20 protein-coding genes are annotated in these 22373 nt (G+C 42.1%); 11 read left to right on the forward strand and 9 right to left on the reverse strand.

The window, feature by feature from the left end:
- Positions 1–247 precede the first annotated feature (247 nt).
- Both ABMY41_RS01985 and typA read right to left on the reverse strand, forming a co-directional pair.
- A complete protein-coding gene (locus ABMY41_RS01985) occupies positions 248–553 on the reverse strand; it encodes a hypothetical protein (RefSeq protein WP_062566667.1) in 306 nt (101 codons plus the stop codon).
- 202 nt (positions 554–755) lie between these two features.
- Positions 756–2579 (reverse strand): translational GTPase TypA, encoded by a 1824-nt coding sequence (gene typA / locus ABMY41_RS01990; protein ID WP_063529660.1) that lies wholly within the window; start codon positions 2577–2579, stop codon positions 756–758.
- A 507-nt stretch (positions 2580–3086) separates the two neighbouring features.
- Here typA and glnA point away from each other — a divergent pair.
- The 5 genes from glnA to ABMY41_RS02015 all read left to right on the forward strand — a co-directional run bounded on the left by glnA (position 3087) and on the right by ABMY41_RS02015 (position 8187).
- Positions 3087–4493, forward strand: coding sequence for a glutamate--ammonia ligase (gene glnA, locus ABMY41_RS01995; RefSeq protein WP_175078879.1), 1407 nt, complete (start codon positions 3087–3089; stop codon positions 4491–4493).
- Positions 4494–4626: 133 nt separating this feature from the next.
- A complete protein-coding gene (locus ABMY41_RS02000) occupies positions 4627–5148 on the forward strand; it encodes a DUF4124 domain-containing protein (RefSeq protein ID WP_287243217.1) in 522 nt (173 codons plus the stop codon).
- 80 nt (positions 5149–5228) lie between these two features.
- Positions 5229–6299 (forward strand): nitrogen regulation protein NR(II), encoded by a 1071-nt coding sequence (gene glnL / locus ABMY41_RS02005; RefSeq protein ID WP_062566671.1) that lies wholly within the window; start codon positions 5229–5231, stop codon positions 6297–6299.
- An 18-nt stretch (positions 6300–6317) separates the two neighbouring features.
- Positions 6318–7703: a nitrogen regulation protein NR(I) gene (gene ntrC / locus ABMY41_RS02010; protein ID WP_062566672.1), complete on the forward strand. Its 1386-nt coding sequence runs from the start codon at positions 6318–6320 to the stop codon at positions 7701–7703.
- Between the two features lie 25 nt (positions 7704–7728).
- A complete protein-coding gene (locus ABMY41_RS02015; protein WP_054563446.1) occupies positions 7729–8187 on the forward strand; it encodes a cyclic nucleotide-binding domain-containing protein in 459 nt (152 codons plus the stop codon).
- Here the strand turns inward: ABMY41_RS02015 and ABMY41_RS02020 are convergent.
- Together ABMY41_RS02020 and ABMY41_RS02025 are read right to left on the reverse strand one after the other, a co-directional pair.
- Positions 8184–8846: a hypothetical protein gene (locus ABMY41_RS02020; protein ID WP_349274020.1), complete on the reverse strand. Its 663-nt coding sequence runs from the start codon at positions 8844–8846 to the stop codon at positions 8184–8186. The genes ABMY41_RS02015 and ABMY41_RS02020 overlap by 4 nt on opposite strands.
- Before the next feature lie 53 nt (positions 8847–8899).
- Positions 8900–9187, reverse strand: a complete 288-nt coding sequence (locus ABMY41_RS02025) for a hypothetical protein (RefSeq protein WP_062566674.1) — start codon at positions 9185–9187, stop codon at positions 8900–8902.
- 235 nt (positions 9188–9422) lie between these two features.
- Here ABMY41_RS02025 and ABMY41_RS02030 point away from each other — a divergent pair, with 235 nt between their 5' ends.
- The 5 genes from ABMY41_RS02030 to ABMY41_RS02050 all read left to right on the forward strand — a co-directional run bounded on the left by ABMY41_RS02030 (position 9423) and on the right by ABMY41_RS02050 (position 14660).
- Positions 9423–9797 carry an RNA-binding S4 domain-containing protein gene (locus ABMY41_RS02030; protein ID WP_054563502.1) on the forward strand — a complete coding sequence of 125 codons (375 nt, stop codon included), beginning with the start codon at positions 9423–9425 and terminating at the stop codon, positions 9795–9797.
- A gap of 70 nt (positions 9798–9867) precedes the next feature.
- Positions 9868–10287, forward strand: coding sequence for a hypothetical protein (locus ABMY41_RS02035; RefSeq protein WP_054563443.1), 420 nt, complete (start codon positions 9868–9870; stop codon positions 10285–10287).
- A 220-nt stretch (positions 10288–10507) separates the two neighbouring features.
- A complete protein-coding gene (acnA, locus tag ABMY41_RS02040; protein WP_349274021.1) occupies positions 10508–13258 on the forward strand; it encodes an aconitate hydratase AcnA in 2751 nt (916 codons plus the stop codon).
- 187 nt (positions 13259–13445) lie between these two features.
- Positions 13446–14333 (forward strand): hypothetical protein, encoded by an 888-nt coding sequence (locus tag ABMY41_RS02045; protein ID WP_349274022.1) that lies wholly within the window; start codon positions 13446–13448, stop codon positions 14331–14333.
- An 81-nt stretch (positions 14334–14414) separates the two neighbouring features.
- Positions 14415–14660 (forward strand): hypothetical protein, encoded by a 246-nt coding sequence (locus tag ABMY41_RS02050; protein WP_058584005.1) that lies wholly within the window; start codon positions 14415–14417, stop codon positions 14658–14660.
- Here the strand turns inward: ABMY41_RS02050 and ABMY41_RS02055 are convergent.
- From ABMY41_RS02055 to ABMY41_RS02075, 5 genes are all read right to left on the reverse strand, one after another.
- Positions 14657–15199, reverse strand: coding sequence for a DUF4124 domain-containing protein (locus ABMY41_RS02055; RefSeq protein WP_287243212.1), 543 nt, complete (start codon positions 15197–15199; stop codon positions 14657–14659). The genes ABMY41_RS02050 and ABMY41_RS02055 overlap by 4 nt on opposite strands.
- A gap of 12 nt (positions 15200–15211) precedes the next feature.
- Positions 15212–15940 (reverse strand): transporter substrate-binding domain-containing protein, encoded by a 729-nt coding sequence (locus ABMY41_RS02060; RefSeq protein ID WP_289096881.1) that lies wholly within the window; start codon positions 15938–15940, stop codon positions 15212–15214.
- Positions 15941–16040: 100 nt separating this feature from the next.
- Positions 16041–16781: a phosphoadenylyl-sulfate reductase gene (locus tag ABMY41_RS02065; protein ID WP_062566680.1), complete on the reverse strand. Its 741-nt coding sequence runs from the start codon at positions 16779–16781 to the stop codon at positions 16041–16043.
- Between the two features lie 38 nt (positions 16782–16819).
- Positions 16820–18517, reverse strand: coding sequence for an assimilatory sulfite reductase (NADPH) hemoprotein subunit (cysI, locus tag ABMY41_RS02070; protein WP_289096882.1), 1698 nt, complete (start codon positions 18515–18517; stop codon positions 16820–16822).
- Between the two features lie 48 nt (positions 18518–18565).
- Positions 18566–20380 carry an assimilatory sulfite reductase (NADPH) flavoprotein subunit gene (locus tag ABMY41_RS02075; protein ID WP_349274024.1) on the reverse strand — a complete coding sequence of 605 codons (1815 nt, stop codon included), beginning with the start codon at positions 20378–20380 and terminating at the stop codon, positions 18566–18568.
- A 347-nt stretch (positions 20381–20727) separates the two neighbouring features.
- Between ABMY41_RS02075 and ABMY41_RS02080 the strand changes: the two genes are divergently transcribed.
- A complete protein-coding gene (locus ABMY41_RS02080) occupies positions 20728–22368 on the forward strand; it encodes an endonuclease (RefSeq protein ID WP_349274026.1) in 1641 nt (546 codons plus the stop codon).
- Positions 22369–22373 lie beyond the last annotated feature (5 nt).

The following is a 22373-nucleotide window of genomic DNA, read 5'->3' on the forward strand; positions in this document are numbered from 1 at the left end:
ACTTGAAAGACTGTTTTGGCTAAATCAATCGTTATAGTGCTAGACTGTGTCATGGTATGGGCTCCTTTTTGTTTGTCACTTTCACCTTAGTCGATTTTGACAAAGGTGGGGAGTCCATACCATTGAGTTGCGAGTTGCGAGTTGCTCAATAAACTAATTAACTAGGTTAGAAATACAAACAAAATAAGTAAAGCTACAATTCTGATAGCAATGTTGGAACAATTTTTTCCTAGAAAATTAGCTTAGGCTAAATTCCAGTGGTATTAACTTTGTTATGGAAATATTTTCCTAAAATTCCTGTGGGTAGCAATAAAACATTAATCACTATAGTACGAAATATTACGCCAACGAGAAAAATAATATCAAGGTCAGGATTACCATCCCACTCAGGTTGGGACATTAGTTGCGACACATAGCGTAAGTCACTAGCAAATACACTCACAAAAATGATGCAATGCGCAATGAACAAGCCTAGATAGCCATATTTCTTTGCAGCAAGAACTGTTATCGCTAACCATCCGAGCCAGTAATAAAACTCATACCCAAAAAACATTTAATCTTCCATTCGATCTGACAGCTGAGAGCTAACGGCTGAGAGCTGACGGCTGAGAGCTGACGGCTGACGGCTGACGGCCGACGGCTAACGGCTAACGGCTAACGGCTAACGGCTAACGGCTAACGGCTAATCATTACAACAAAAAACCGCCGTATTTTTCAATACGGCGGTTTTAATTTTGTGAAACTAAAAGACCTTATTAGTCTTTAGCTTGACGGCTCGCACGCTTACGCTCACTTTCAGTTAAGTGACGCTTACGGATACGGATGTTTTCAGGTGTCACTTCCACTAACTCGTCATCATCGATGAACTCAATCGCTTGTTCAAGCGTGTAGTTTAGTGGTGGAACAAGCGTTTGTGCTTCATCTGTACCAGATGCACGAACGTTTGTAAGTTGCTTACCTTTAAGCGCGTTTACTGTTAGGTCATTGTCACGGCTGTGGATACCGATAACCATACCTTCGTAAACTTCAACACCGTGACCGATGAATAACTTACCACGGTCTTGTAAGTTGAATAATGCGTTAGTAAGTGCTTTACCTGTTGCGTTAGCAATCATTACACCATTCTTACGAGCACCGATAGTACCGCCTTTATGTGGACCGTAGTGATCGAATGTGTGGTAAAGAAGACCAGAACCAGACGTTAACGTCATGAATTCAGTTTGGAAACCAATTAAGCCACGGCTTGGGATCATAAAGTCCATACGTACACGGCCTTTACCATCTGGAGACATGTCTGTTAGTTCACCCTTACGAAGACCAATTTGTTCCATGATAGAACCTTGGTGCTCTTCTTGACAGTCGATTGTAAGTGTTTCGTATGGCTCTTCTTTTTGACCATCAACTTCACGAAGGATTACTTGTGGACGAGATACAGCAAGCTCGTAACCTTCACGACGCATGTTCTCGATTAAGATACCTAAGTGTAACTCACCACGACCAGAAACACGGAAGCTATCTGGGTTGTCAGTTTCTTCAACACGTAATGCAACGTTGTGAACAAGCTCAGCTTGTAAACGCTCAAGGATGTTACGTGAAGTTACGAATTTACCTTCTTTACCAGCAAATGGTGATGTATTTACAGAGAACGTCATTGTTACTGTAGGCTCATCAACACTTAGCGGTGGTAATGCTTCAACGGTATTTACATCACAGATAGTGTCTGAGATTTTCAGCTCACCAAGACCTGTGATAGCAATGATGTCACCCGCGCCTGCAGATTCTGCTTCATGACGCTCAAGACCTAAGTAGCTCATTACTTGGCCAACTTTACCGTTACGCTTAGTACCATCTGCACTAACAATTGTTACTTGTTGGTTAGGGCGAACAGTACCACGCTTGATACGACCTACACCGATAACACCGATGTACGAGTTGTAGTCAAGCTGAGAAATTTGCATTTGGAAAGCACCTTCAGGATCTGCATCCGGTGGAGATACTTCGTCAACGATCATCTGGAACATTGGTTCCATGTTATCTGATGGCTCGTCTAAATCCATTGTTGCCCAGCCGTTGATAGCTGATGCATAGATTACTTTAAAGTCTAACTGTTCGTCAGTTGCACCTAGGTTATCGAATAAATCGAAAACTTGGTCCATAACCCAATCAGGACGTGCACCAGGCTTGTCGATTTTGTTGATTACAACAATCGGCGTTAAACCTTGTGCGAATGCTTTTTGCGTTACGAAACGCGTTTGCGGCATTGGACCTTCTTGAGCATCAACAAGTAGTAATACTGAGTCAGCCATCGAAAGTACGCGTTCTACTTCACCACCGAAGTCGGCGTGTCCTGGGGTGTCTACGATATTGATATGGTAGTCGTTCCAAGAGATAGCTGTGTTCTTAGCTAAAATGGTAATACCACGCTCTTTCTCAATGTCGTTTGAGTCCATTACGCGCTCTTCGTTACCGCCGCGCGTTTCTAATGTGCCTGATTGCTCAAGCAGTTTATCAACCAAAGTTGTTTTACCGTGGTCAACGTGGGCGATAATCGCTATATTTCTTAACTTTTCGATGCTCATATTTTTTCTCAGAGAAATTGAATCTCATTGATCCTGCAAGATCTACGCACTCACCTGCGTTTTCACCAGATGTCCCAGCATAGGATTTAAAAGGGCGCATATTATCCCTTAATAATGGCATGGATGAAAGTTTATCCAATATAAATTTATAAACTTTCTTCAGGCTTTTTATAAGTATCTGTTTTATAAATGACAAATTTATGAAAATTAAAGTGAATCTGAGCTCAAAACTGGCGAAATTTTAGTTTTTGAACCATATTTTGGCACTAAATCGTGTTCATAACAGAAAAATTGGCACGCTCAATAATTGTGCAAAATAAGGTCGCACTTTTTACGCACCAGAATGATCCTTTTACGCACCAACTTAGTGCAATAGAAGTTAACAAAACAAAGCCTTGTTTGTTTTTTGCAAGTCTAAACAAGGTGTTAAAAACATGGCACGAAACCAGCTTATATAAGCGAAAAGCAATAATGCAGCAAAAATAAAACCCAACAATTGGAGGACACATGTCACAATCGGTTTTAGATTTTATCAAAGAAAATGACGTTAAGTTCATTGATTTACGCTTTACTGATACCAAAGGTAAAGAACAGCATGTTTCTATTCCTCATCATCAAATTGATGAAGATTTCTTCGAAGACGGCAAAATGTTTGACGGTTCTTCAATTGCTGGCTGGAAAGGTATCAACGAATCAGACATGGTACTTATGCCTGTTCCTGAGTCTGCGAAAATGGACCCATTTTCTGAAGAAGCTACACTAATCGTACGTTGTGACGTAGTTGAGCCTTCAACACTTCAAGGTTATGAGCGTGATCCACGTTCTGTTGCAAAACGCGCTGAAGAGTACATGCGCTCTACTGGTATTGCTGACACTGTATTATTCGGTCCAGAGCCAGAGTTCTTCCTTTTTGATGACGTTAAATACAAATCAGACATGTCTGGTTCTATGTACAAAATCGATTCTGTAGAAGCTGCTTGGAACTCTGATAAAGATTACGAAGGTGGCAACATGGGTCACCGTCCAGGTGTTAAAGGCGGTTACTTCCCGTGTTCACCTGTTGATTCATCACATGACTGGCGTTCAGCGACTTGTTTAGTTCTTGAAGAACTAGGTCAAGTAGTAGAAGCTCACCACCACGAAGTAGCAACTGCAGGTCAAAATGAGATCGCAACTCGCTTCAATACAATGGTATTAAAAGCTGACGAAATCCAAGAGATGAAATATGTTATCCATAACATGGCTCACCTATACGGAAAAACAGCGACATTCATGCCTAAGCCAATCGTAGGTGATAACGGTTCTGGTATGCACTGTCACCAATCTCTAGGTAAAGATGGCGTAAACATCTTCGCTGGTGACAAATATGCAGGTCTATCTGAAGAAGCACTTTACTACATCGGTGGTATCATCAAGCACGCTAAAGCAATCAACGCATTTGCTAACGCGTCTACTAACTCATATAAGCGTCTAGTACCAGGCTTCGAGGCGCCAGTAATGCTTGCATACTCTGCACGTAACCGTTCTGCTTCAATCCGTATCCCAGTAGTACCGTCTGCAAAAGCACGTCGTATCGAAGTACGTTTCCCTGATCCAACAGCGAATCCATATTTAGCATTCTCTGCAATGCTTATGGCTGGCCTTGACGGTATCAAAAACAAGATTCACCCTGGCGATGCAATGGACAAAGACTTATACGATCTACCTGCTGAAGAAGCAGCTGAGATCCCACAAGTTGCATCTTCTTTACAAGAAGCACTTGCATCACTAGATGCTGACCGTGAGTTCTTAACGCAAGGTGGTGTGTTCACTGATGACCTAATCGATGCATACATCGCGCTTAAAGGTCAAGAAGTTGAAAAACTTAACATGACAACTCACCCAGTTGAGTTCGAAATGTACTACAGCGTGTAACACACGCTGTACCAGAATTATCTGAAAGATAATAAATGTGTGTTCTCAAGCCCGCTCTGCGGGCTTTTTTAATGGTAATTGAGCGGGTTCTACTCTACAGTTTTATTTAGATTAAAAAATGCAGGGTTGCAGGGTGAAAAGCACAACTTTATTGGTACTATCGCTGATTTTTATAAGCTTTTTTGGCTATAGCGCAGCGCAGAAAGTGTATTCTTGGAAAGATAAAAACGGCGTTTTAGTATTTTCTGATACACCGCGCCCTGGCGCTACCGAAGTAAAGATGAATACCCAAAACCTGACCATGCCAGCTACCGACACCAGCATACTTGATAGCGCACCAAGTGCGACACCTGTCAAATTTAAAGTCAGTATTTCTTCTCCTGCTAATGAAGCGACAGTACGAGAAAACACGGGGTCAGTGTATGTCACTGCCCGTATTAGCCCACGCTTCGAAACCGGGTTTAAAGTACAGCTTTTATTTGATGGCACACCTCATGGTGCACCAAGTAATAGCACGACCTTTGCACTAAGAGAGGTCGAGCGTGGAGAACACACATTACAAGCTAAACTTTATGATGCTAATAATAAACTCGTTTCGGTTAGCCCAGTCAGCACCTTTTTCATGCACAGAACCTCAATTTATGGCGGAAACTAAGGTTTTTGACATGACTTCTCGCAAAGTAAAAAGAGTATGCTAAGCTGCACTAAATTGAAACGCACTAAAATGGTGCAACCATGCTCAGTGAAACACATTTTAACTCTGAACTGCTCGACAGTATTTGGAAAAATTTAAGTACTGCTGTCATTTTACTCGACCGAGATTTTAAACTGGTTTATGCAAACGATAGCGCCAGTGAGCTTTTAGGTTTAGGGCCCAAGCGCATTATCAACCAACCGTTCGATAACCTATTCAATTACCACTCGATAGACTTAAAACGCATTGCTCAGTATTCGTTGTTCGATGGTGTTGATTGCCACCAGCATAGAGCTGACGTGGTTTTCGTCGATTCACGCCATGCCAAACTGACCATTAGCACGCGCCGAATAAGCAGCCATGATGAAAATTATATTTTGTTTGAATGCCGCCAAATGGATGATGAAATTCGCCACGATCAAGCTTCGAATCAAATGCATCAGTACCAAGCAGCACGTAACCTAATTCGCGGTTTAGCACACGAAATTAAAAATCCTTTAGGGGGTATTCGCGGAGCGGCGCAATTATTGCAATATGAGGTTGATCAGCAAGAACGTGATCAATGTGCCGAATTAATCATTGAACAAGCAGACCGTTTACGCGAGCTTGTAGACCGCTTACTTGGTCCGAATCAATTGCCGCATAAATCTTATGGCAACATTCACCAAGCGTTAGAGTCTGTGATTAAACTGAGCATGTTAGATAACAATGCCAATATCACTTTAGTGAAAGACTATGATCCAAGTATACCGAGTGTGTACATTGACCAAAGTAAAATTCAACAAGTGGTACTGAATATTATTCGTAATGCACAACAGGCACTGGTTGATGGTGGCGAGATAAGAATAAAAACCCGCATCAATCATCAACACAGGCGCCCAGGTAAGGCGCCGAAAAAAACCTTGCTGATCCAAATTTCGGATAACGGCCCAGGTATAGACAAGAGCTTACGTGAAACCTTGTTCTACCCAATGATCACCAACAAAGAAAATGGATCAGGGCTTGGTTTATCGATAGCGCAAACCTTGGTTGACCAACATGACGGCCACATTGATTGTGACAGTTGGCCAGGCCATACAGAATTTAATATCTATTTGCCTTTTACGGATTAATGGTTTTTTGGAGTAGTCATGAAAACAGTCTGGTTAGTTGATGATGATGCCTCAATTCGCTTTGTACTAGAGAAAGCGTTGGCACGTGCAGGATTTGAAACTGAAAGCTATGCGAACGCACAAGATGTGCTTAATGCATTAAAGTTTAGCCAGCCAACGGTATTAGTATCTGATGTACGAATGCCGGGTATGGACGGTATGGCGTTACTTGAGACTATTGCTGAGCAAAACCCTGGCCTGCCAGTGATCATCATGACCGCTCACTCAGACTTAGATTCGGCGGTAAATGCTTTCCAAAAAGGGGCATTTGAGTATCTCGCTAAACCGTTCGATTTAGATGAAGCTGTCGCGCTGGTTGAAAGCGCATGCCGTGCTAATTCAACGAAAAAAACTAAACGTAAGCAAGCACCACAAACCAATGCGCATATCATAGGCGAAGCGCCTGCTATGCAAGAGGTGTTTAGGGCAATTGGTAAATTATCAGCATCAAGTATGAGCGTGCTGATTAATGGTGAGTCAGGGACAGGTAAAGAGCTAGTGGCAAGTGCCCTGCATAACCACAGCCCTCGTAAAGAAAACCAATTTATAGCTTTGAATATGGCTGCCATTCCAAAAGAATTGGTCGAGTCAGAGTTATTCGGTCACGAAAAAGGCGCGTTCACTGGAGCCGACAGTATTCGTAAAGGCCGTTTTGAACAAGCGAATGGCGGCACCTTATTTTTAGATGAAATAGGTGATATGCCACTCGATGTACAAACGCGTTTATTACGCGTGTTAGCCGATGGTGAGTTTTACCGTGTTGGTGGCCATCAAAGCATTAAAGTTGATGTACGTATTATTGCTGCAACACACCAAAACCTCGAAGACTTGGTAAAACAAGGTAAGTTTCGTGACGACTTATTCCATCGCTTAAACGTTGTGCGTTTACGCTTACCCGCGCTACGTGAGCGTACTGAAGATATTGAACGACTAGCACAACACTTTTTACATAAAAGTGCCAAAGAGCTGCAGGTTGAAAGCAAAATTTTAAGCCCTAAAGCTACTGAGCAACTGCGCTTATTCAATTGGCCAGGTAACGTGCGCCAATTAGAGAATACTTGCCGCTGGTTAACGGTTATGGCACCGGGTGAGCTGATCAGCGAGCAAGATTTACCACCAGAGATTGTTGCTGTTGCACCGACTGAGCAAGAAGGTGATTGGCTGGATGCATTTCAACAATGGCTTAACCTTGAACTTAAACAAGGCAAAGAAAATATTTGGCCTGCCATTCAAGCACAACTCGAAACTCGTTTGATTAAAACCGCCCTTGCCAACTGTGCTGGCCACAAGCAAGAAGCCGCAGTGAAGATTGGTTGGGGCCGCAATACATTGACCCGCAAGCTAAAAGAGCGCAATATTAGCTAATTTCGCGCTATACCTATGTGAGTCAATGAAGTTAATCGAGCACATTCCACTAATTAAACAAATGGAAATTATTAACAGATTGTCGTTCTTTAGAGAGTTTACTCTCAGTGAACGACAAGTGTTATTAGAGTCATTCAGTCATTTGTATTTGGTCAAACAAGGCCGTGCTGTTTTCAAACAGTATGATGCTGATAAACGACTTTATATCGTGCTTAGCGGCTCACTGATGGTATTCAAACAAAGTCATTTACTCGAACTTGGCACCATTGAGCCCGGTGAATTTATCGGGGAAGGCGCATTTATCAATAACCGAGAGCACAGTACCAGTGCACGCGCTAGAGTCGATACCATTTTGTTAGCTATTTCCCCTGAAGCACTCACCCGCTTACCTAATGTGATCCGTGAGAAAATTAAAGATCGCATAATCGAAGGCATGAGTGAGCGTATTACTAAGCTTAGTAATTACCTTGAGTCGCGAAGCTAGTCCATATAGACAATTTGTAATGAGCAATTTAACCAACTTGGGCTATTAACACGTGCCGTGTAACGGTAAGTATCTGATGGTTTCATACCAAAAGGAGTGCTCACTTCTGGCGTTAAATGACTGTATGTTTGCGAATAATTTTTATAATAAATGACTAGGTAGCCATATAAATAATCCCAATCTAGGGAGACTTTTCTACCACTTGTAAGGGTAAAGTGCGCCTGCTTATCATTAAATGTAACTGCAAGATCATTATACTTGTCTTCAACGCACCCAGTGGTGAGTACACGAGCCGGCATAGTAAAACTGGTGGTGGTATTTTTAGCTCTTAAGTAAAAGCCAATATTGCCATGATTGTAAAAGTGATTGGCATCTGTGGTGTACTTAATTTCAGCTTGATAACCCAGTCCCTGCATAATTTCAGCTAGTTGCTCGGCTTCATGAGTAAGAATTGTATCGCTCGATAGCATTAAGGTTGCATCAGTAAACTCTCTTGGCACAGGAAGCTGGGTATATTCATAGGGTAAGCTTTGTTTATTTAATGCTTGCTCTAATGATTGCAACTGAGACTGCTCAAGGTTTTCTGTGTATACGTAGACTGTTGCTTGCTGACAACCAGCCAAAATTAAAAATATGGCTGCTGAAATTATCCTTTTCATGTTCTTTCTCACTTTAGATTACATATGTAGTCTAAAGTGAGAAAAACAATAAATCAATTAAGATGTTTTTTTAGCCAACTATTAACACTTTGACGGGTATATAGAATATCTTTAAATAGACGGTGAGTTTGATGCTGAAGCAGCTTTTCTTTATTTGTTTCACCTGAACTTAACTGGCTATGGTTATCATTAAAGCGCGAAATTAACGCAAAACCTTGTTCTGATTTTTCAGGCTGAGACTTAATTGTTTGCGTTAACAAAGCTCGCACATCATCTGCAGCAAGCAATGACGAATCTTGCAAACCCATTAACTCTTTTCTTAGCGCTGATCTTACGCCCATTACAACTTCTCCTGAACGAATAAAAAATGAAACGGACATGCATTTAGCAATTTGTACACCAATTCCAAACGCGCGCAGTGTACCCAGTAAATACTGCAGTTTTTTTACTGTTTATAAAAATGTCAGATTATTTATTGCTGCAAATTTTAACCGCTTGAAGAGCTTAAAAATTTAATCTTGGTTCAATTGAGTGCTAGGCTTTATAATGGCTGCGATTGAATTAAGAGAGACCAACATGAACGAAGATTTCATCGAAATTGAACTAGAAGAAGAGCCAATAGAGTTATGTAACTTGCTAAAAGTGCTCGACCTAGTCGAAACAGGCGGCCAAGCAAAAGCCTTAATTGGTGAAGGTTATGTTGGGGTTAACTATGAAATTTGTACAATAAAACGGAAAAAATTATACAGTGGTGACGTGTTGGCATTCGATGGTGAGTTGTTCCAACTGACACTAAGCGAAGATGCAACACCAAATCCTCGCCCACCGGAACCTGTACAAAAAGCACAACCACAAAGCGCTGAAGAAGCGCCAAAAAAATCAAAGCGTAAACGTACTAAAAAGCCAAAAGTAGACGAAAAAACCGGTCGCCGCCCTATCTCGTTTGGTTAACTAGAGCTTGCTTAGTTAGCATAAATCACCTTTAATTGAATGCGATTATAACAACAATAAAAGGTGATTTATGAACCCTCCAGCTTGGCTCAAGCCACTTGCTTGGGCAGCCCTTGTATGGAATCTTTTAGGTGTCATTGCGTTCGTAATGCAACTGTTGATCACACCCGAAATGATTAACCAACTCCCCGAAGCACAACAAGCCGCATACCGCGACATACCGCTCTGGTCAACGGCTGCCTTTGCGATAGCCGTGTTTGCAGCAAGCTTCGCGAGCATCTTATTACTGGCAAAAAAAGCCCTTGCGCGCGAGTTATTTTTAATCTCGTTTATCGCCGTATTAGTCCAGCAATATTATAATTTTGTGGTGATAGATAGCCTTGCTATGTTTGGTACTAGCGCATTAGCAATGCCATTGTGTGTTATCGTTATTGGTTTACTATTACTGTTTATTAGTCATAAAGGTAAACAACAAAACTGGCTTAACTAAAAACACTTATTTCTGAGGGTAGTTTAAAGTGACTACCCTTTTTATCTGCCTCCTTCCCTTGAAATAAATCACATCAGCAGCAACTATATTAGGTAGCATATTTTTTCATCAGCTAGATGAATTTCTCAGCTGGTATTAAGTTTGCAATAACACTGTGTCTATTTCGAAAAGGAAACAACAAAGCAAGCCAAATTGCTTGCTCAAACCACAGGGGCAAATAATGAATAACAGTTTTGATACCCAAAAACAGCTTACGATTAATGGTGAGCAATACCATATTCACTCTTTACAAGGTTTAGGTGACAAAGCAAAACGTCTGCCATTCTCTCTAAAAATCTTACTTGAAAACCTGTTGCGCAATGAAGATGGCGTTAATATTAAAAAGCAAGATATCGATGCTTTACTAAACTGGGACCCTCAAGCGAAACCATCAGCAGAAGTAGCGTTTACGCCTGCTCGCGTTGTAATGCAAGATTTTACCGGCGTACCCGCCATTGTCGATTTAGCCGCGATGCGTGATGCCATGGAAAAACTTGGCGGCGACCCTGCAAAAATTAATCCGCTGTCACCTGCTGAGCTTGTTATTGACCACTCAGTGCAAGTTGACGGCTACGGTGAAGATGGCTCATTCGACTTAAATGCGAAACTTGAATATGAGCGCAACAAAGAGCGTTACGAATTTTTACGCTGGGGGCAAACTGCCTTCGATAACTTGAAAGTCGTGCCACCAGCAACTGGCATCGTACACCAAGTTAACTTAGAATATTTAGCCCGCGTGGTATTTAACGATAGTAAAAATGGTAAATCACTCGCCTACCCAGATACCCTAGTCGGAACCGATTCGCACACCACCATGATCAATGGTCTTGGGGTATTAGGCTGGGGTGTGGGTGGTATTGAAGCCGAAGCCGCAATGCTTGGTCAACCGATCAGTTTACTCATTCCACAGGTCATTGGCTTTAAGCTCAATGGTCGCCTGCCAGAAGGCACAACTGCAACCGACCTGGTACTAACCGTAACAGAAATGCTGCGTAACCATGGCGTAGTGGGTAAATTTGTTGAGTTTTATGGTGATGGTCTTGCTGATTTACCGCTTGCAGACCGTGCAACTATTGCAAACATGGCGCCTGAGTATGGTGCAACCTGCGGTATTTTCCCAATTGATGATGAAACCATTAACTACCTACGTTTAACAAACCGCGATGACAAGCAACTTAAACTCATCGAGGACTATGCAAAGCACCAAGGCTTATGGCGTAACCCTGGCGATGAAGCTCATTATACCGACACACTAGAGTTATCACTTGATGATGTTGTGCCAAGCCTTGCTGGACCTAAGCGCCCGCAAGATAGAATTGCCCTTGATAAAGCAGGTAGCATTATTGGTGAGCACTTAAAAGGCTTTCAAGAAGAGCGTATGCAACATCGCGATAAAAGCGATGTTCAAGAGGCGCGCATTGAAGATGAAGGCCCAACAACTAACCCTGATGAGCCAGTGAACGAAGCTCAGTTTATGGGCGCAGCTAAGGTTAACTTTAAAGGCGAAGAGTTTGAGCTTAATGATGGTGCCTGTGTCATTGCTGCAATTACAAGTTGTACAAACACGTCAAACCCAAGTGTTATTTTAGCTGCTGGCCTGGTGGCTAAAAAAGCTAAGCAACTGGGCTTAAAGGTTAAACCATGGGTTAAAACCTCACTTGCTCCAGGCTCACAAGTGGTGACTGATTACTTGAAAAAAGCCGACTTAATGGATGATTTAGATTCATTAGGCTTTAACCTTGTCGGTTATGGTTGTACAACCTGTATCGGTAACTCAGGCCCACTAGCTGATGAAATCACCGATGCAATTCAAAAGCATAAACTGGTTGTAAGCTCTATTTTATCGGGTAACCGTAACTTTGAAGGGCGTATTCACCAAGATGTGAAAATGAACTTCTTAGCGTCACCACCCCTTGTGGTTGCATACGCAATTGCGGGTCGTACAGATATCGACGTTTACAATGAGCCGCTTGCGCAAGACCCTAATGGTAATGACATTTATCTAAAAAATATCTGGCCAAGTGTTAGTGAAGTAAACGAGCTCGTCCGCGAAACTGTAACCAAAGAAATGTTCGCATCAAGCTATGGCAATGTGTATCAAGGTGATGATCGTTGGCAGAAAATTCAAATTCCTGATGGCAAACTTTATGATTGGGATGATGCGTCAACCTACATCAAAAAAGCACCTTTCTTTGATGGCATGGAGATTGAGCCTCCTGGTATTCCGAGCATTAGTGGTGCGCGCTGTTTAGCAAAATTAGGTGACTCAGTAACCACTGACCACATCTCGCCAGCAGGTGCAATTAAAGCAGATGCCCCAGCAGGTCTTTACTTGCAAGAGCACGGCGTGCAAAAAGCACAATTTAACTCGTATGGTTCGCGCCGTGGTAACCACGAAGTGATGATGCGTGGTACTTTTGCTAATGTGCGTTTACGTAATCTATTAGCACCGGGTACCGAAGGCGGTGTGACCCGTATGCAGCCAAGCGATGAGCTTGCCAGCATTTATGATGCTGCGATGCAATATCAGCAAGATGGCACGCCTCTGATTATTTTAGCGGGCGCCGAATATGGCACAGGCTCATCACGCGACTGGGCTGCTAAAGGTTCACTTTTACTTGGTGTTAAAGCCGTTATTGCACAAAGCTATGAGCGTATTCACCGTTCAAACCTGATTGGTATGGGTGTTTTACCCCTACAATTTAAAGAAGGTGAGAGCTATGAGTCATTGGGTCTAACCGGCCAAGAGTCATTCGACTTTGAAGGCTTATATGACAAAACCAATGAAGTCAGTGTGATTGCGACCAACAGTGAAGGCAAACAAATTAGCTTTAGTGTTGATGTGCGTATAGATACCCCGAAAGAGTGGGATTACTACAAACACGGCGGTATTTTACAGTATGTACTGCGTAATATGCTGGCTGAGCAGTAATTGCTGTTAAGTTAACTAAGGGGCTGAATTTTCAGCCCCTTTTTTGTTTAAAACACTAATAAATTGCAGTTTAGACCAACACACTTATTTACAAAAAATGAAAAGCACATAAAAATCAGCATGTTAAAATTGGATCATAGTTTGCAAATGCTGGCCAGATAAAAATCACAATAATTTTGGAATCCTTATGACTATTGCATCATTCAAACGCGCAATTTGCGCAACGGCCATCTCATCAAGTTTATTATTAACAGGCTGTGTTATTCATGTCTCTCCGGGTCAAATCGCAGAACAAAAACAACAAGACTTAAGCGTGTCGGCTGCAAATATCAACGAATTAAAAGTTGATGTCGAAGCCGGTTCACTGATCATCAAAGGCGACAGCAACGCCACGGCTATCACTGTGAATGCTAATATCTATGCGGCTAAAGGCGATGAGACCTATACATTAACCCTCGAAAAGCACGGCGACACCGCAGAGCTTATCAGTAAGCTCAATAATGGTAGCTTGTCGTTTTACAGTGGTTCATCACCTCATATTGATTTAATTGTCTCTGTGCCTAGCAACCTTAACCTGGATATCGATGATGACTCAGGTGATATCGTGATACGTGCAATGCAAAACGATATCAGCATTGATGATGATTCAGGATCAATTGTGATCGAAGGGGGTCGCACTATTAATATTAATGATGACTCGGGGGATATTCGCATTAGCAATGTCAGCGGCAATATTAGCATTGGTGACGATTCTGGCTCAATTATGATAGACCAAGGGCAAGGGCGTATTGATATTGAAGATGACTCTGGTGATATCCGCATCGAAAACAGCCAAGGACCTGCACGTATTATTGATGAATCAGGTAGTATCAGCATTAAAACATTGGCTGGTGCGCTTACTATTGAAGATGGCTCTGGCGATATCGATGTAAGACAAATCAAAGGGCCGGTTACCATAACCGATGGCTCTGGCAGTATTTATGTGGATGACACACTCGGCCTAACTATTATCGAAGCGGGTTCAGGTGATTTAAGCATCGATAACATCAACGGCCCAGTAAAATTGGATAGATAATCAACAATTGCTTGATTTAGAACAATCCCATTAATTACAACAGCACCTACACTTTAATTAAGGCTAAAGTGAGGTGCTTGTATGACTGAACAAACCATCATTCGAATCTTAAAAACCTTTATTATTTTAGGTATTTGCCTAATTATATTGGGGCACTCTTTATTAGCCGGCAATTACTTAAGTGATAGCATGGGTATACATGGCATTATGATCAGCGCAGCGTGTATTGCTGTTGGTGTGCTATTCTCTTTGCCCACTAAAATTTATCTCACTATTTTACTTATGAAAATGGAAAGCGATCTAAAAGCACATAACAAACAGAGCTAATTTCCACCTTGCTCTTTGAGCTGCTGTTCAAGTTGCTTGTTACGTTGCTCCATAAGCTGTTTTACTTGCTCAGCGTCTTGCATCATCTTTTGTACATTTTTAGGGTCGTATACGCCAAGCGCTGAAGGTGCTTCGTTAGCTTTAACGGTTGCTGGTTGCTCTTCATCAGCTTGAAATGTCTCTGCGGGTAACACTGTTATGTCGTTAGGATCTAAACTTACCGCAGTACTTACGTAATTAGGGTGAGGGGTATCAGCATAGTGCCACTGACCATGTTCATCTTGCCATTTATACACGACGACAGATGAGTTTGCGTCTTTGCTCAAGCTCAACTTCTCAGTGAGCTTTTTTGCTTGGCTGGTAAGTGTATCGGCACTTTGCGAAGCAAAATCACTCACATCACCACTTACTTTGTCTGAGTAACGCTCGAACATGCTCAGCTCTAGGTAAGGTTTACCGTCTGGCTTTTTAATATAAAACAGCAGGGCAACACTGGTCAGTAGCAACATAACCGCAAGATAACAAAAACGCTTAATCATTCGATTTACCGATTATTGGTAGTTACTCTCAATCTTAGCAAATTCACCGGATGATTTAAGATTTTTCATAAATTCGTTAAATTGCTCGCTCATACGCTTACCCTTTTCATTGTAAGCAAACTGTAATTGCATCGACGCCTTACCAACACTGTAATCACTCACCGTGAATTTTTTAAAAGCATTATTTTTTGAGGCATACCACTGCAGTGTGTTTTTTGCGATAACAGCAACACGTTGATTTTGCTGCATATCAACTAAAGCCTTCAGCATATCTATTTCAGAGTAAAAGTCTTCACGGTGCAACTTGCCAGCAGTAAACAATGCTTCAAATTGCGGGTAGGTATAACCAAAGCGGGCCATCAACACATAGCCACCTAGCTCATCAATAGCTGGAATATGACAACCTCTCGGCATAACTAAAATATCTTCAACAACTGCGATGCTATCACTCCAATAGTATTGATTACCTCCGCGATACCACTGCTCAGACTCTAAGCGCACATCAACCTTGCCTTCATCAAGTAAATGCTGTGAACGTACTTCAGGAACTAAAATATAGTCAGTTTTCAGCTTGTACTGTTCAGCAAATCGCTCAAGTAGCTCATCAACTAACCCCTTTTGTTTGCCACTAACTAAATGGTATGGAGGGTAATCTGTGTCATAAAGCGCAACCCTCAAAGTTTCTGCTCGCACTAAGGGCGCAATTAATAACAACAATAAAAAAACAACAGCACGACTCATGATTTTCTCTCATAGAATTAAGCCTGAGATTGTATATAAATAACACAAAAAAAGCGCAGGCTAAGCTGCGCTTTAAGAAAATTCTGATAGGAATTTAGGATTAGATACCATCACCGTCAATATGTAAGCCACATTCACGGTTTAAACCAAAGAAACGCGTCTCTTCTTCTGTCATGCCAGGCTCAAGTTTACGGGTTGTGTGTACATCACCCATAGACACATAACCTTGTTCCCAAAGTGGGTGATACGGTAAATCATGCTTAGTTAAATACTGATAAATATCGCGGTTGTTCCACTCAATAAGTGGATAGACTTTCACAGTACCACGGCTAATTTCAACAATTTGCTTGTCAGCACGGCTTGATGATTGATCACGGCGCAAACCACTAAACCAGGTGCCTGCACCCAGCTCGTTTAAGGCACGAGTCATTGGCTCAACTTTATTCAGTTGATTGTACTGCTTAATGCCTTCTTCACCTTGCTCCCAAAGCTTACCAAACTTCGCTTCTTGCCACGCAGGGCTAAGCTCAGCTTTATAAACTTTAAGATTAAGCGATAGTCGCTCCGTCATTTGCTCGATGAACTGATAAGTCTCAGGGAACAAATAACCAGTGTCAGTCAGTACCACAGGAATATCTGGCTGCTGCGATGTTACTAAGTGCAACATCACCGCCGCTTGAATACCAAAGCTCGACGACAAAAAGTGTGTGCTTGGTAAGTTTTCAAGTGCCCATGCAACACGCTCTTCTGCGCTTTTATCAGCCAGAAGACCATTTATATCAGCCAGCATGGCTGTTTGGTCTTCTTTGCTCATCGTTAAGATGTTTTTAAATTCACTCATGGTTAATTCCAAACCTTAAAGCGGTGTCGCTTATAAAATTATGCGTGAAAATCAGTTACTGAAACTTTAACTTCAGCAACAATGCCTTTGCGAATTACAAAATCACCAAAACACTCGCCTTCATTTCGCTCATTTGCCCATTGGCCAATTAGCTTATCGAATGCCTCTAGGTATACGTCTTCGCCAACATTTTCTAAATACAGTTTTGGAATACGCGTGCCTTCACGGTTACCACCTAAGTACACGTTGTATTTACCCGGACCTTTACCAACCAGACCCGCTTCTGCCAACATGGCGCGGCCACAGCCATTCGGACAACCCACAACACGCATAATGATGTTGTCATCGCCAATACCATGCTTCGCTAATAGCGCTTCAGTTTTCTCAATTAAGCTTGGTAAATAACGCTCTGCTTCAGCCATCGCTAACGGACACGTTGGTAATGCCACACACGCCATTGAGTTTTTACGCTGCTCTGTATGGCTGTCATCAATTAAGCCATGGTTGCGAGCAATTTCTTCGATTACCGCTTTTTGATCAGCTGGAACACCTGCGATGATCAAGTTTTGGTTTGCAGTCATGCGGAAATCACCTTTGTGAATTTCAGCAATTTTACGACAGCCTGTTTTAAGAGGTTGATTTGGGTAATCTAAAATACGGCCACTTTGGATAAACAGTGTTAAGTGGTGCTTACCATCAATACCTTCAACCCAACCGATACGGTCACCACGGTGAGTGAACTCATACGGGCGGCTTTGCTCAAATTGAACACCGGCACGTTTTTCAACTTCTGCTTTAAATACATCAGAACCTACACGGTCAAGTGTGTATTTAGTTTTTGCATTTTTACGGTTTGAGCGGTTACCCCAATCACGTTGTACAGACACCACGTGTTCAGCAATTTTTAAGGTGTGCTCAAGTGGGATAAAACCAAAGTCATCCGCTTTACGAGGATACGTTGCTGTATCACCGTGAGTCATCGCAAGACCACCACCCACTAACACGTTAAAACCAACTAACTTGCCGTTTTCTGCAATTGCCACAAAGTTTAAGTCGTTCGCATGCACATCCACCTCATTGTTCGGTGGAATTGTTACTGTGGTTTTAAACTTACGTGGTAAGTAAGTTGAACCTAAAATTGGCTCTTCTGTGGTTTCACTCTTTTCACCATCTAACCAAATTTCAGCGTATGCTTTAGTTTTTGGTAATAGGTGCTCAGAGATCTTCGCTGCCCACTCGTACGCTTCTTGGTGAAGCTCAGATTCAACTGGGTTCGTTGTACATAATACGTTTCGGTTTACATCGCCCGCCGTTGCAATTGAGTCAATGCCCACGCTATTGAGCATTTGATGCATGCCTTTAATATTTGGCTTAAGCACACCATGGAACTGGAACGTTTGACGCGTGGTTAAACGAATACTGCCATAGCTGGTTTTCTCTTCAGCAAACTTATCAATCGCTAACCATTGCTCTGGCTTGATGATACCGCCAGGCATACGAGCACGTAACATTACATTATGTAACGGCTCTAATTTTTGTTTAGCGCGCTCAGGGCGAATATCACGGTCATCTTGCTGGTACATGCCGTGGAAACGGATCAGTTGGAAGTTATCAGCAGTGAAACCACCGGTGATCTCGTCTTTTAAATCTTGCTCAATTGTGCCACGTAAAAAGTTACTTTCTCTTTTCAAACGCTCGTTATCAGAAAGCTTTACGTTTTTGTCTTGTTCGCTCATGGTATTTCCTAAATTTGTTACAGTGACGGCTGTTAGCTTTAAACGTGATTAGTACACGTCTTTCTGATAGCGGTTTGCGCTACGTAAATCTTTTAAATATTGCTCAGCTTGTTCATCATCTTTGCCGCTATTTTCTTTGATAATGTCTACAAGCGCCTGATGAACATCTTTCGCCATGCGGTTTGCATCACCACAAATATAGAAATGAGCACCCGCTTCTAACCAAGCAAATACTTCTTGGCTGTTTTTGCGAAGTTTGTCTTGAACATATACTTTTTCTGCTTGATCACGGCTAAACGCCACATCAACTTTAGTCAGTAAACCTGACTTCAAGTAACCTTGAATTTCTACTTGGTATAAGAAGTCTTGAGTAAAGTGTGGGTTACCAAAGAATAACCAGTTTTTACCGCTTGCTTCACGGGCATCACGCTCTTGTAAAAACGCACGGAATGGGGCAATCCCCGTACCCGGACCTACCATGATAATTGGCGTTTCATCATTAGCCGGTAAACGGAAGTTATCGTTATGCTCGCTGAATACTTTTACTTTACAGCCTTCTTCAGCACGACGTGCTAAATAGCCAGAACAACCACCTAAATGCTCGCTACCGAATGCATCAAACTCAACCAGACCCACAGTTAAGTGAACTTCTTCTTCAACTTCTGCTTGGCTAGATGCGATCGAATATAAACGTGCTTGTAGTTTACGTAAGCAGTCTACTAAGGTTTGTGCTTCAAGCTGAGCTGGGTTTTGACGAATAATATCGAAGATTTGGCGAGGTTCGATGTAATCACGCATTGCCGCTTTATCTTCAACTAACTTTAATAATTCAGGGTTGCCAGTTGCTGTTGCATATTTTTCAACAAAGCCTGGATATGACTGAGTTAATTCTAATTTTTCGATTAATGCATCACGAATAGTTAGCTCTTCGTCGCCGAGCTTAACCGTGCTAGATGCATCGATTTGTGTAAGCGTAAGTACTTCATCAACAAGCGCTTCGTCATTTAAGAAGTAAACGCCTAGCGAATCACCCGGTGTATAGGTGATGTCTGAACCTTCTAATGAGATTTCTACATGACGCACGTCTTTGGTTGAATCACGGCCCGTAATTTTTTGCACAACACTTAGCTCTGCAGCAAATGGGTTTTGCTTGGTGTATTGGCTTGCTACTGGTGCCGCTGCACCAAATGGCATCGCCACAACTTGACCACCACTTGCTTGCTGCTGCGCTTTAAGATCAGGTTCAAACGCATCAAGTGCACCATCAATCCACTTAGCTGCTTCATCATCGTAATCAACGTCTAAGTCAGCACGCTGGAAAATAGTTTCTGCGCCAAGCTTGTTAAAACGTTCTTCAAAACCTTTTGCTGTTTGGCAGAAGAACTCGTAGCTTGAATCACCTAAGCCGATCACAGCCACTTTAACACCATCTAGTTTTGGTGCTTTTTTAGTTGTTAAAAACTCATGCAGGCTTTCAGCGTCTTCTGGTGGCTCGCCCTCACCGTAAGTTGAAACAACAACCGTGATGAATTTTTCTTTTTTCAGGGCAGTTGGTTTGTAGTCAGCCATGTTTACTAGCTTAACAGTTAGACCGCGCGACTCTGCTTGCTCTTTTAACTTGCTCGCCACGCCTTTTGCGTTACCCGTTTGCGAGCCGTATAAAATAGTTAGCGGCGGTGCATCACCTGCAGCTGGAGTGGCAGCAACACCACCGGTTAATGCACCTGCGTTGGCATTAGCAGCTAAGTAACCACTTACCCACGCTTGCTGAATTGGATTAAGTTCAGCCACTAAGCCTTGCAGCTTTTGTACTTGCTCTTGCGATAGCGGGCTCGCCGCTGCATTTAGTTGACTTAACAACATGAATTTATTCCTCGTAACCCTGAAAAGTTAACTGCGAAACGAACTTGCTACTGTCATTTCGCGAACAATTTTTTCGACTTTAAAGACTCAATAGAAATGCTTTAAAGGTTTATCTGAGCGTGAAGAATAACGAGGTCTGAGGCGATTAAAAAAGAATAGAATCTGCTTTGATATTCCATTTAGTTATTAATTTAGTATTTATCCAAAAAAAACATATTAAAAGCAAAAATTCCCAAATAAGAAACTTTTATTAATTAACATTATTGCAACATAAGCCAATTAGCCTATACTCGCTGTGTTCATTTTGAGAACAGCAAAAACTATTAAAATATAAAAAGGAAAATACAATGTCACACGGGACATGTAAAAAATATATGCTAGCCAGTAGCTTACTTTGTTTAGCAAGTTCAGCATTGGCAAATGTTAGTAACGCCGACTTCGAAAGCTGGTCAGCAAATACCCCTGCAAGCTGGAGCACTATTGATAGCGGTATTAGTCTTAGCGCTAATACTAATGTGGTTTACTCAGGTAATTACTCAGCACAAGTCGTGGTTAATACTGGCACCCAAAGTAATACCGATTTACAACAATTAGTAGAGGTAGTGGCGGGTGAAAGTTATGAGTTTTCTGCTTGGGTTTACCATACAGAAGGTGGCGTAAAAGCTCGCTTAGTAGTTGATGGCTATCAAGGCTATTCTAACTCAGCATTAACGAATCAATGGCAACAAATCAGTTATCAGTACACAGCCTCTGCGACCACATCAATTAATGTTGGCCTGCGCTTTTACGATGTAACTGGTTTTGATGGCAGCGAAGTCGTTTATGTAGATAACTTTGCACCAAACACAGGCTCAACCCCACCACCTACGGGCAGCTGCGCCGATAACCAAGTATCTTTGACCCTCACTACCGATAATTATGGGGAAGAAACCAGTTGGCAAATCACCAATAGCCAAGGTAGTGCAGTAGCATCAGGCGGCAGCTATGCAGCAAATACTCAATACAGTGAGCAAGCATGTTTAACTGATGGTGACTATACCTTTACTATTTTTGATAGCTATGGTGATGGCATATGCTGCTCTTACGGTAACGGTAGCTATAGCCTTTCATTCGGTCAAACAGTACTTGCCAGTGGTGCAAGCTTCCAAAGCTCAGACGCTACGTCGTTTAGTTTAGGTGATAGCTCAGGTGGCGGTAACGGCGGTGGTACAACCCCAACAGAGCCAACGGGGTACTATGTAACAACCCAAGGCCTTAGTGGTTATGCACTGAAAACAGAACTATACAACATTATCAAAGGTCACAACTCGCAGGGCTATTCAGCTATTTGGAGTTTTTATGATGTTGCTTCACGCGATAAGTATTTTGAAAACGACAACTCTATTTTAGACCGTTATTCAGAAAACCCTGCAGGCCAAGACAGCTACAACTATGTTGCTGTGAGCGACCAATGTGGTACATACAACAGCGAAGCAGATTGCTACAACCGTGAGCATTCTTTCCCAAAAAGTTGGTTTGGTGGAACAGTTGAGCCAATGAATTCAGACGTACATCACATTTTTGCCACTGATGGTTATGTCAATTCAAAACGCAGTAACTACCCATTTGGTGAAGTAGCTAGTGCAAGCTATACCTCTAGTAACGGCAGCAAATTAGGCAGCGCTGCTAGCTCATTAAATTACTCAGGAACGGTTTTTGAACCTATTGATGAATTTAAAGGTGACTTTGCAAGAGCCTATTTCTATATGGCAACACGCTATGAAAACGTGATTGGCTCATGGCAAAACAACACAACTTACAGTAACGCAGTACTGAATGGTTCATCTGATCAGGTCTTTGAGAGCTGGGTCGTTACTATGTTATTAAAGTGGCATAACGAGGATCCAGTGAGCCAATTAGAGCTTGACCGTAACCAAGCTGCTTATGAACATCAAGGTAACCGCAACCCATTTGTGGATCACCCAGAATTTGTAGAAATGATTTGGTAACTTCG

The sequence above is a fragment of the Pseudoalteromonas sp. BZA4 genome, from assembly GCF_040104395.1.
GTDB lineage: Bacteria > Pseudomonadota > Gammaproteobacteria > Enterobacterales > Alteromonadaceae > Pseudoalteromonas.

Bases quoted from the DNA above. Each gene is read 5' to 3' on its own strand.
- ABMY41_RS02015 (WP_054563446.1), top strand. From the start codon at position 7,729: ATGAAGTTAATCGAGCACATTCCACTAATTAAACAAATGGAAATTATT.
- cysI (WP_289096882.1), bottom strand. From the start codon at position 18,517: ATGAGCGAACAAGACAAAAACGTAAAGCTTTCTGATAACGAGCGTTTG.
- ABMY41_RS01985 (WP_062566667.1), bottom strand. From the start codon at position 553: ATGTTTTTTGGGTATGAGTTTTATTACTGGCTCGGATGGTTAGCGATA.
- ABMY41_RS02035 (WP_054563443.1), top strand. From the start codon at position 9,868: ATGAACCCTCCAGCTTGGCTCAAGCCACTTGCTTGGGCAGCCCTTGTA.
- ABMY41_RS02050 (WP_058584005.1), top strand. From the start codon at position 14,415: ATGACTGAACAAACCATCATTCGAATCTTAAAAACCTTTATTATTTTA.
- ABMY41_RS02045 (WP_349274022.1), top strand. From the start codon at position 13,446: ATGACTATTGCATCATTCAAACGCGCAATTTGCGCAACGGCCATCTCA.
- ABMY41_RS02065 (WP_062566680.1), bottom strand. From the start codon at position 16,781: ATGAGTGAATTTAAAAACATCTTAACGATGAGCAAAGAAGACCAAACA.
- ABMY41_RS02080 (WP_349274026.1), top strand. From the start codon at position 20,728: ATGTCACACGGGACATGTAAAAAATATATGCTAGCCAGTAGCTTACTT.
- glnL (WP_062566671.1), top strand. From the start codon at position 5,229: ATGCTCAGTGAAACACATTTTAACTCTGAACTGCTCGACAGTATTTGG.
- ABMY41_RS02060 (WP_289096881.1), bottom strand. From the start codon at position 15,940: ATGAGTCGTGCTGTTGTTTTTTTATTGTTGTTATTAATTGCGCCCTTA.
- acnA (WP_349274021.1), top strand. From the start codon at position 10,508: ATGAATAACAGTTTTGATACCCAAAAACAGCTTACGATTAATGGTGAG.
- ABMY41_RS02020 (WP_349274020.1), bottom strand. From the start codon at position 8,846: ATGAAAAGGATAATTTCAGCAGCCATATTTTTAATTTTGGCTGGTTGT.
- glnA (WP_175078879.1), top strand. From the start codon at position 3,087: ATGTCACAATCGGTTTTAGATTTTATCAAAGAAAATGACGTTAAGTTC.
- typA (WP_063529660.1), bottom strand. From the start codon at position 2,579: ATGAGCATCGAAAAGTTAAGAAATATAGCGATTATCGCCCACGTTGAC.
- ABMY41_RS02030 (WP_054563502.1), top strand. From the start codon at position 9,423: ATGAACGAAGATTTCATCGAAATTGAACTAGAAGAAGAGCCAATAGAG.
- ABMY41_RS02055 (WP_287243212.1), bottom strand. From the start codon at position 15,199: ATGATTAAGCGTTTTTGTTATCTTGCGGTTATGTTGCTACTGACCAGT.
- ntrC (WP_062566672.1), top strand. From the start codon at position 6,318: ATGAAAACAGTCTGGTTAGTTGATGATGATGCCTCAATTCGCTTTGTA.
- ABMY41_RS02025 (WP_062566674.1), bottom strand. From the start codon at position 9,187: ATGGGCGTAAGATCAGCGCTAAGAAAAGAGTTAATGGGTTTGCAAGAT.
- ABMY41_RS02075 (WP_349274024.1), bottom strand. From the start codon at position 20,380: ATGTTGTTAAGTCAACTAAATGCAGCGGCGAGCCCGCTATCGCAAGAG.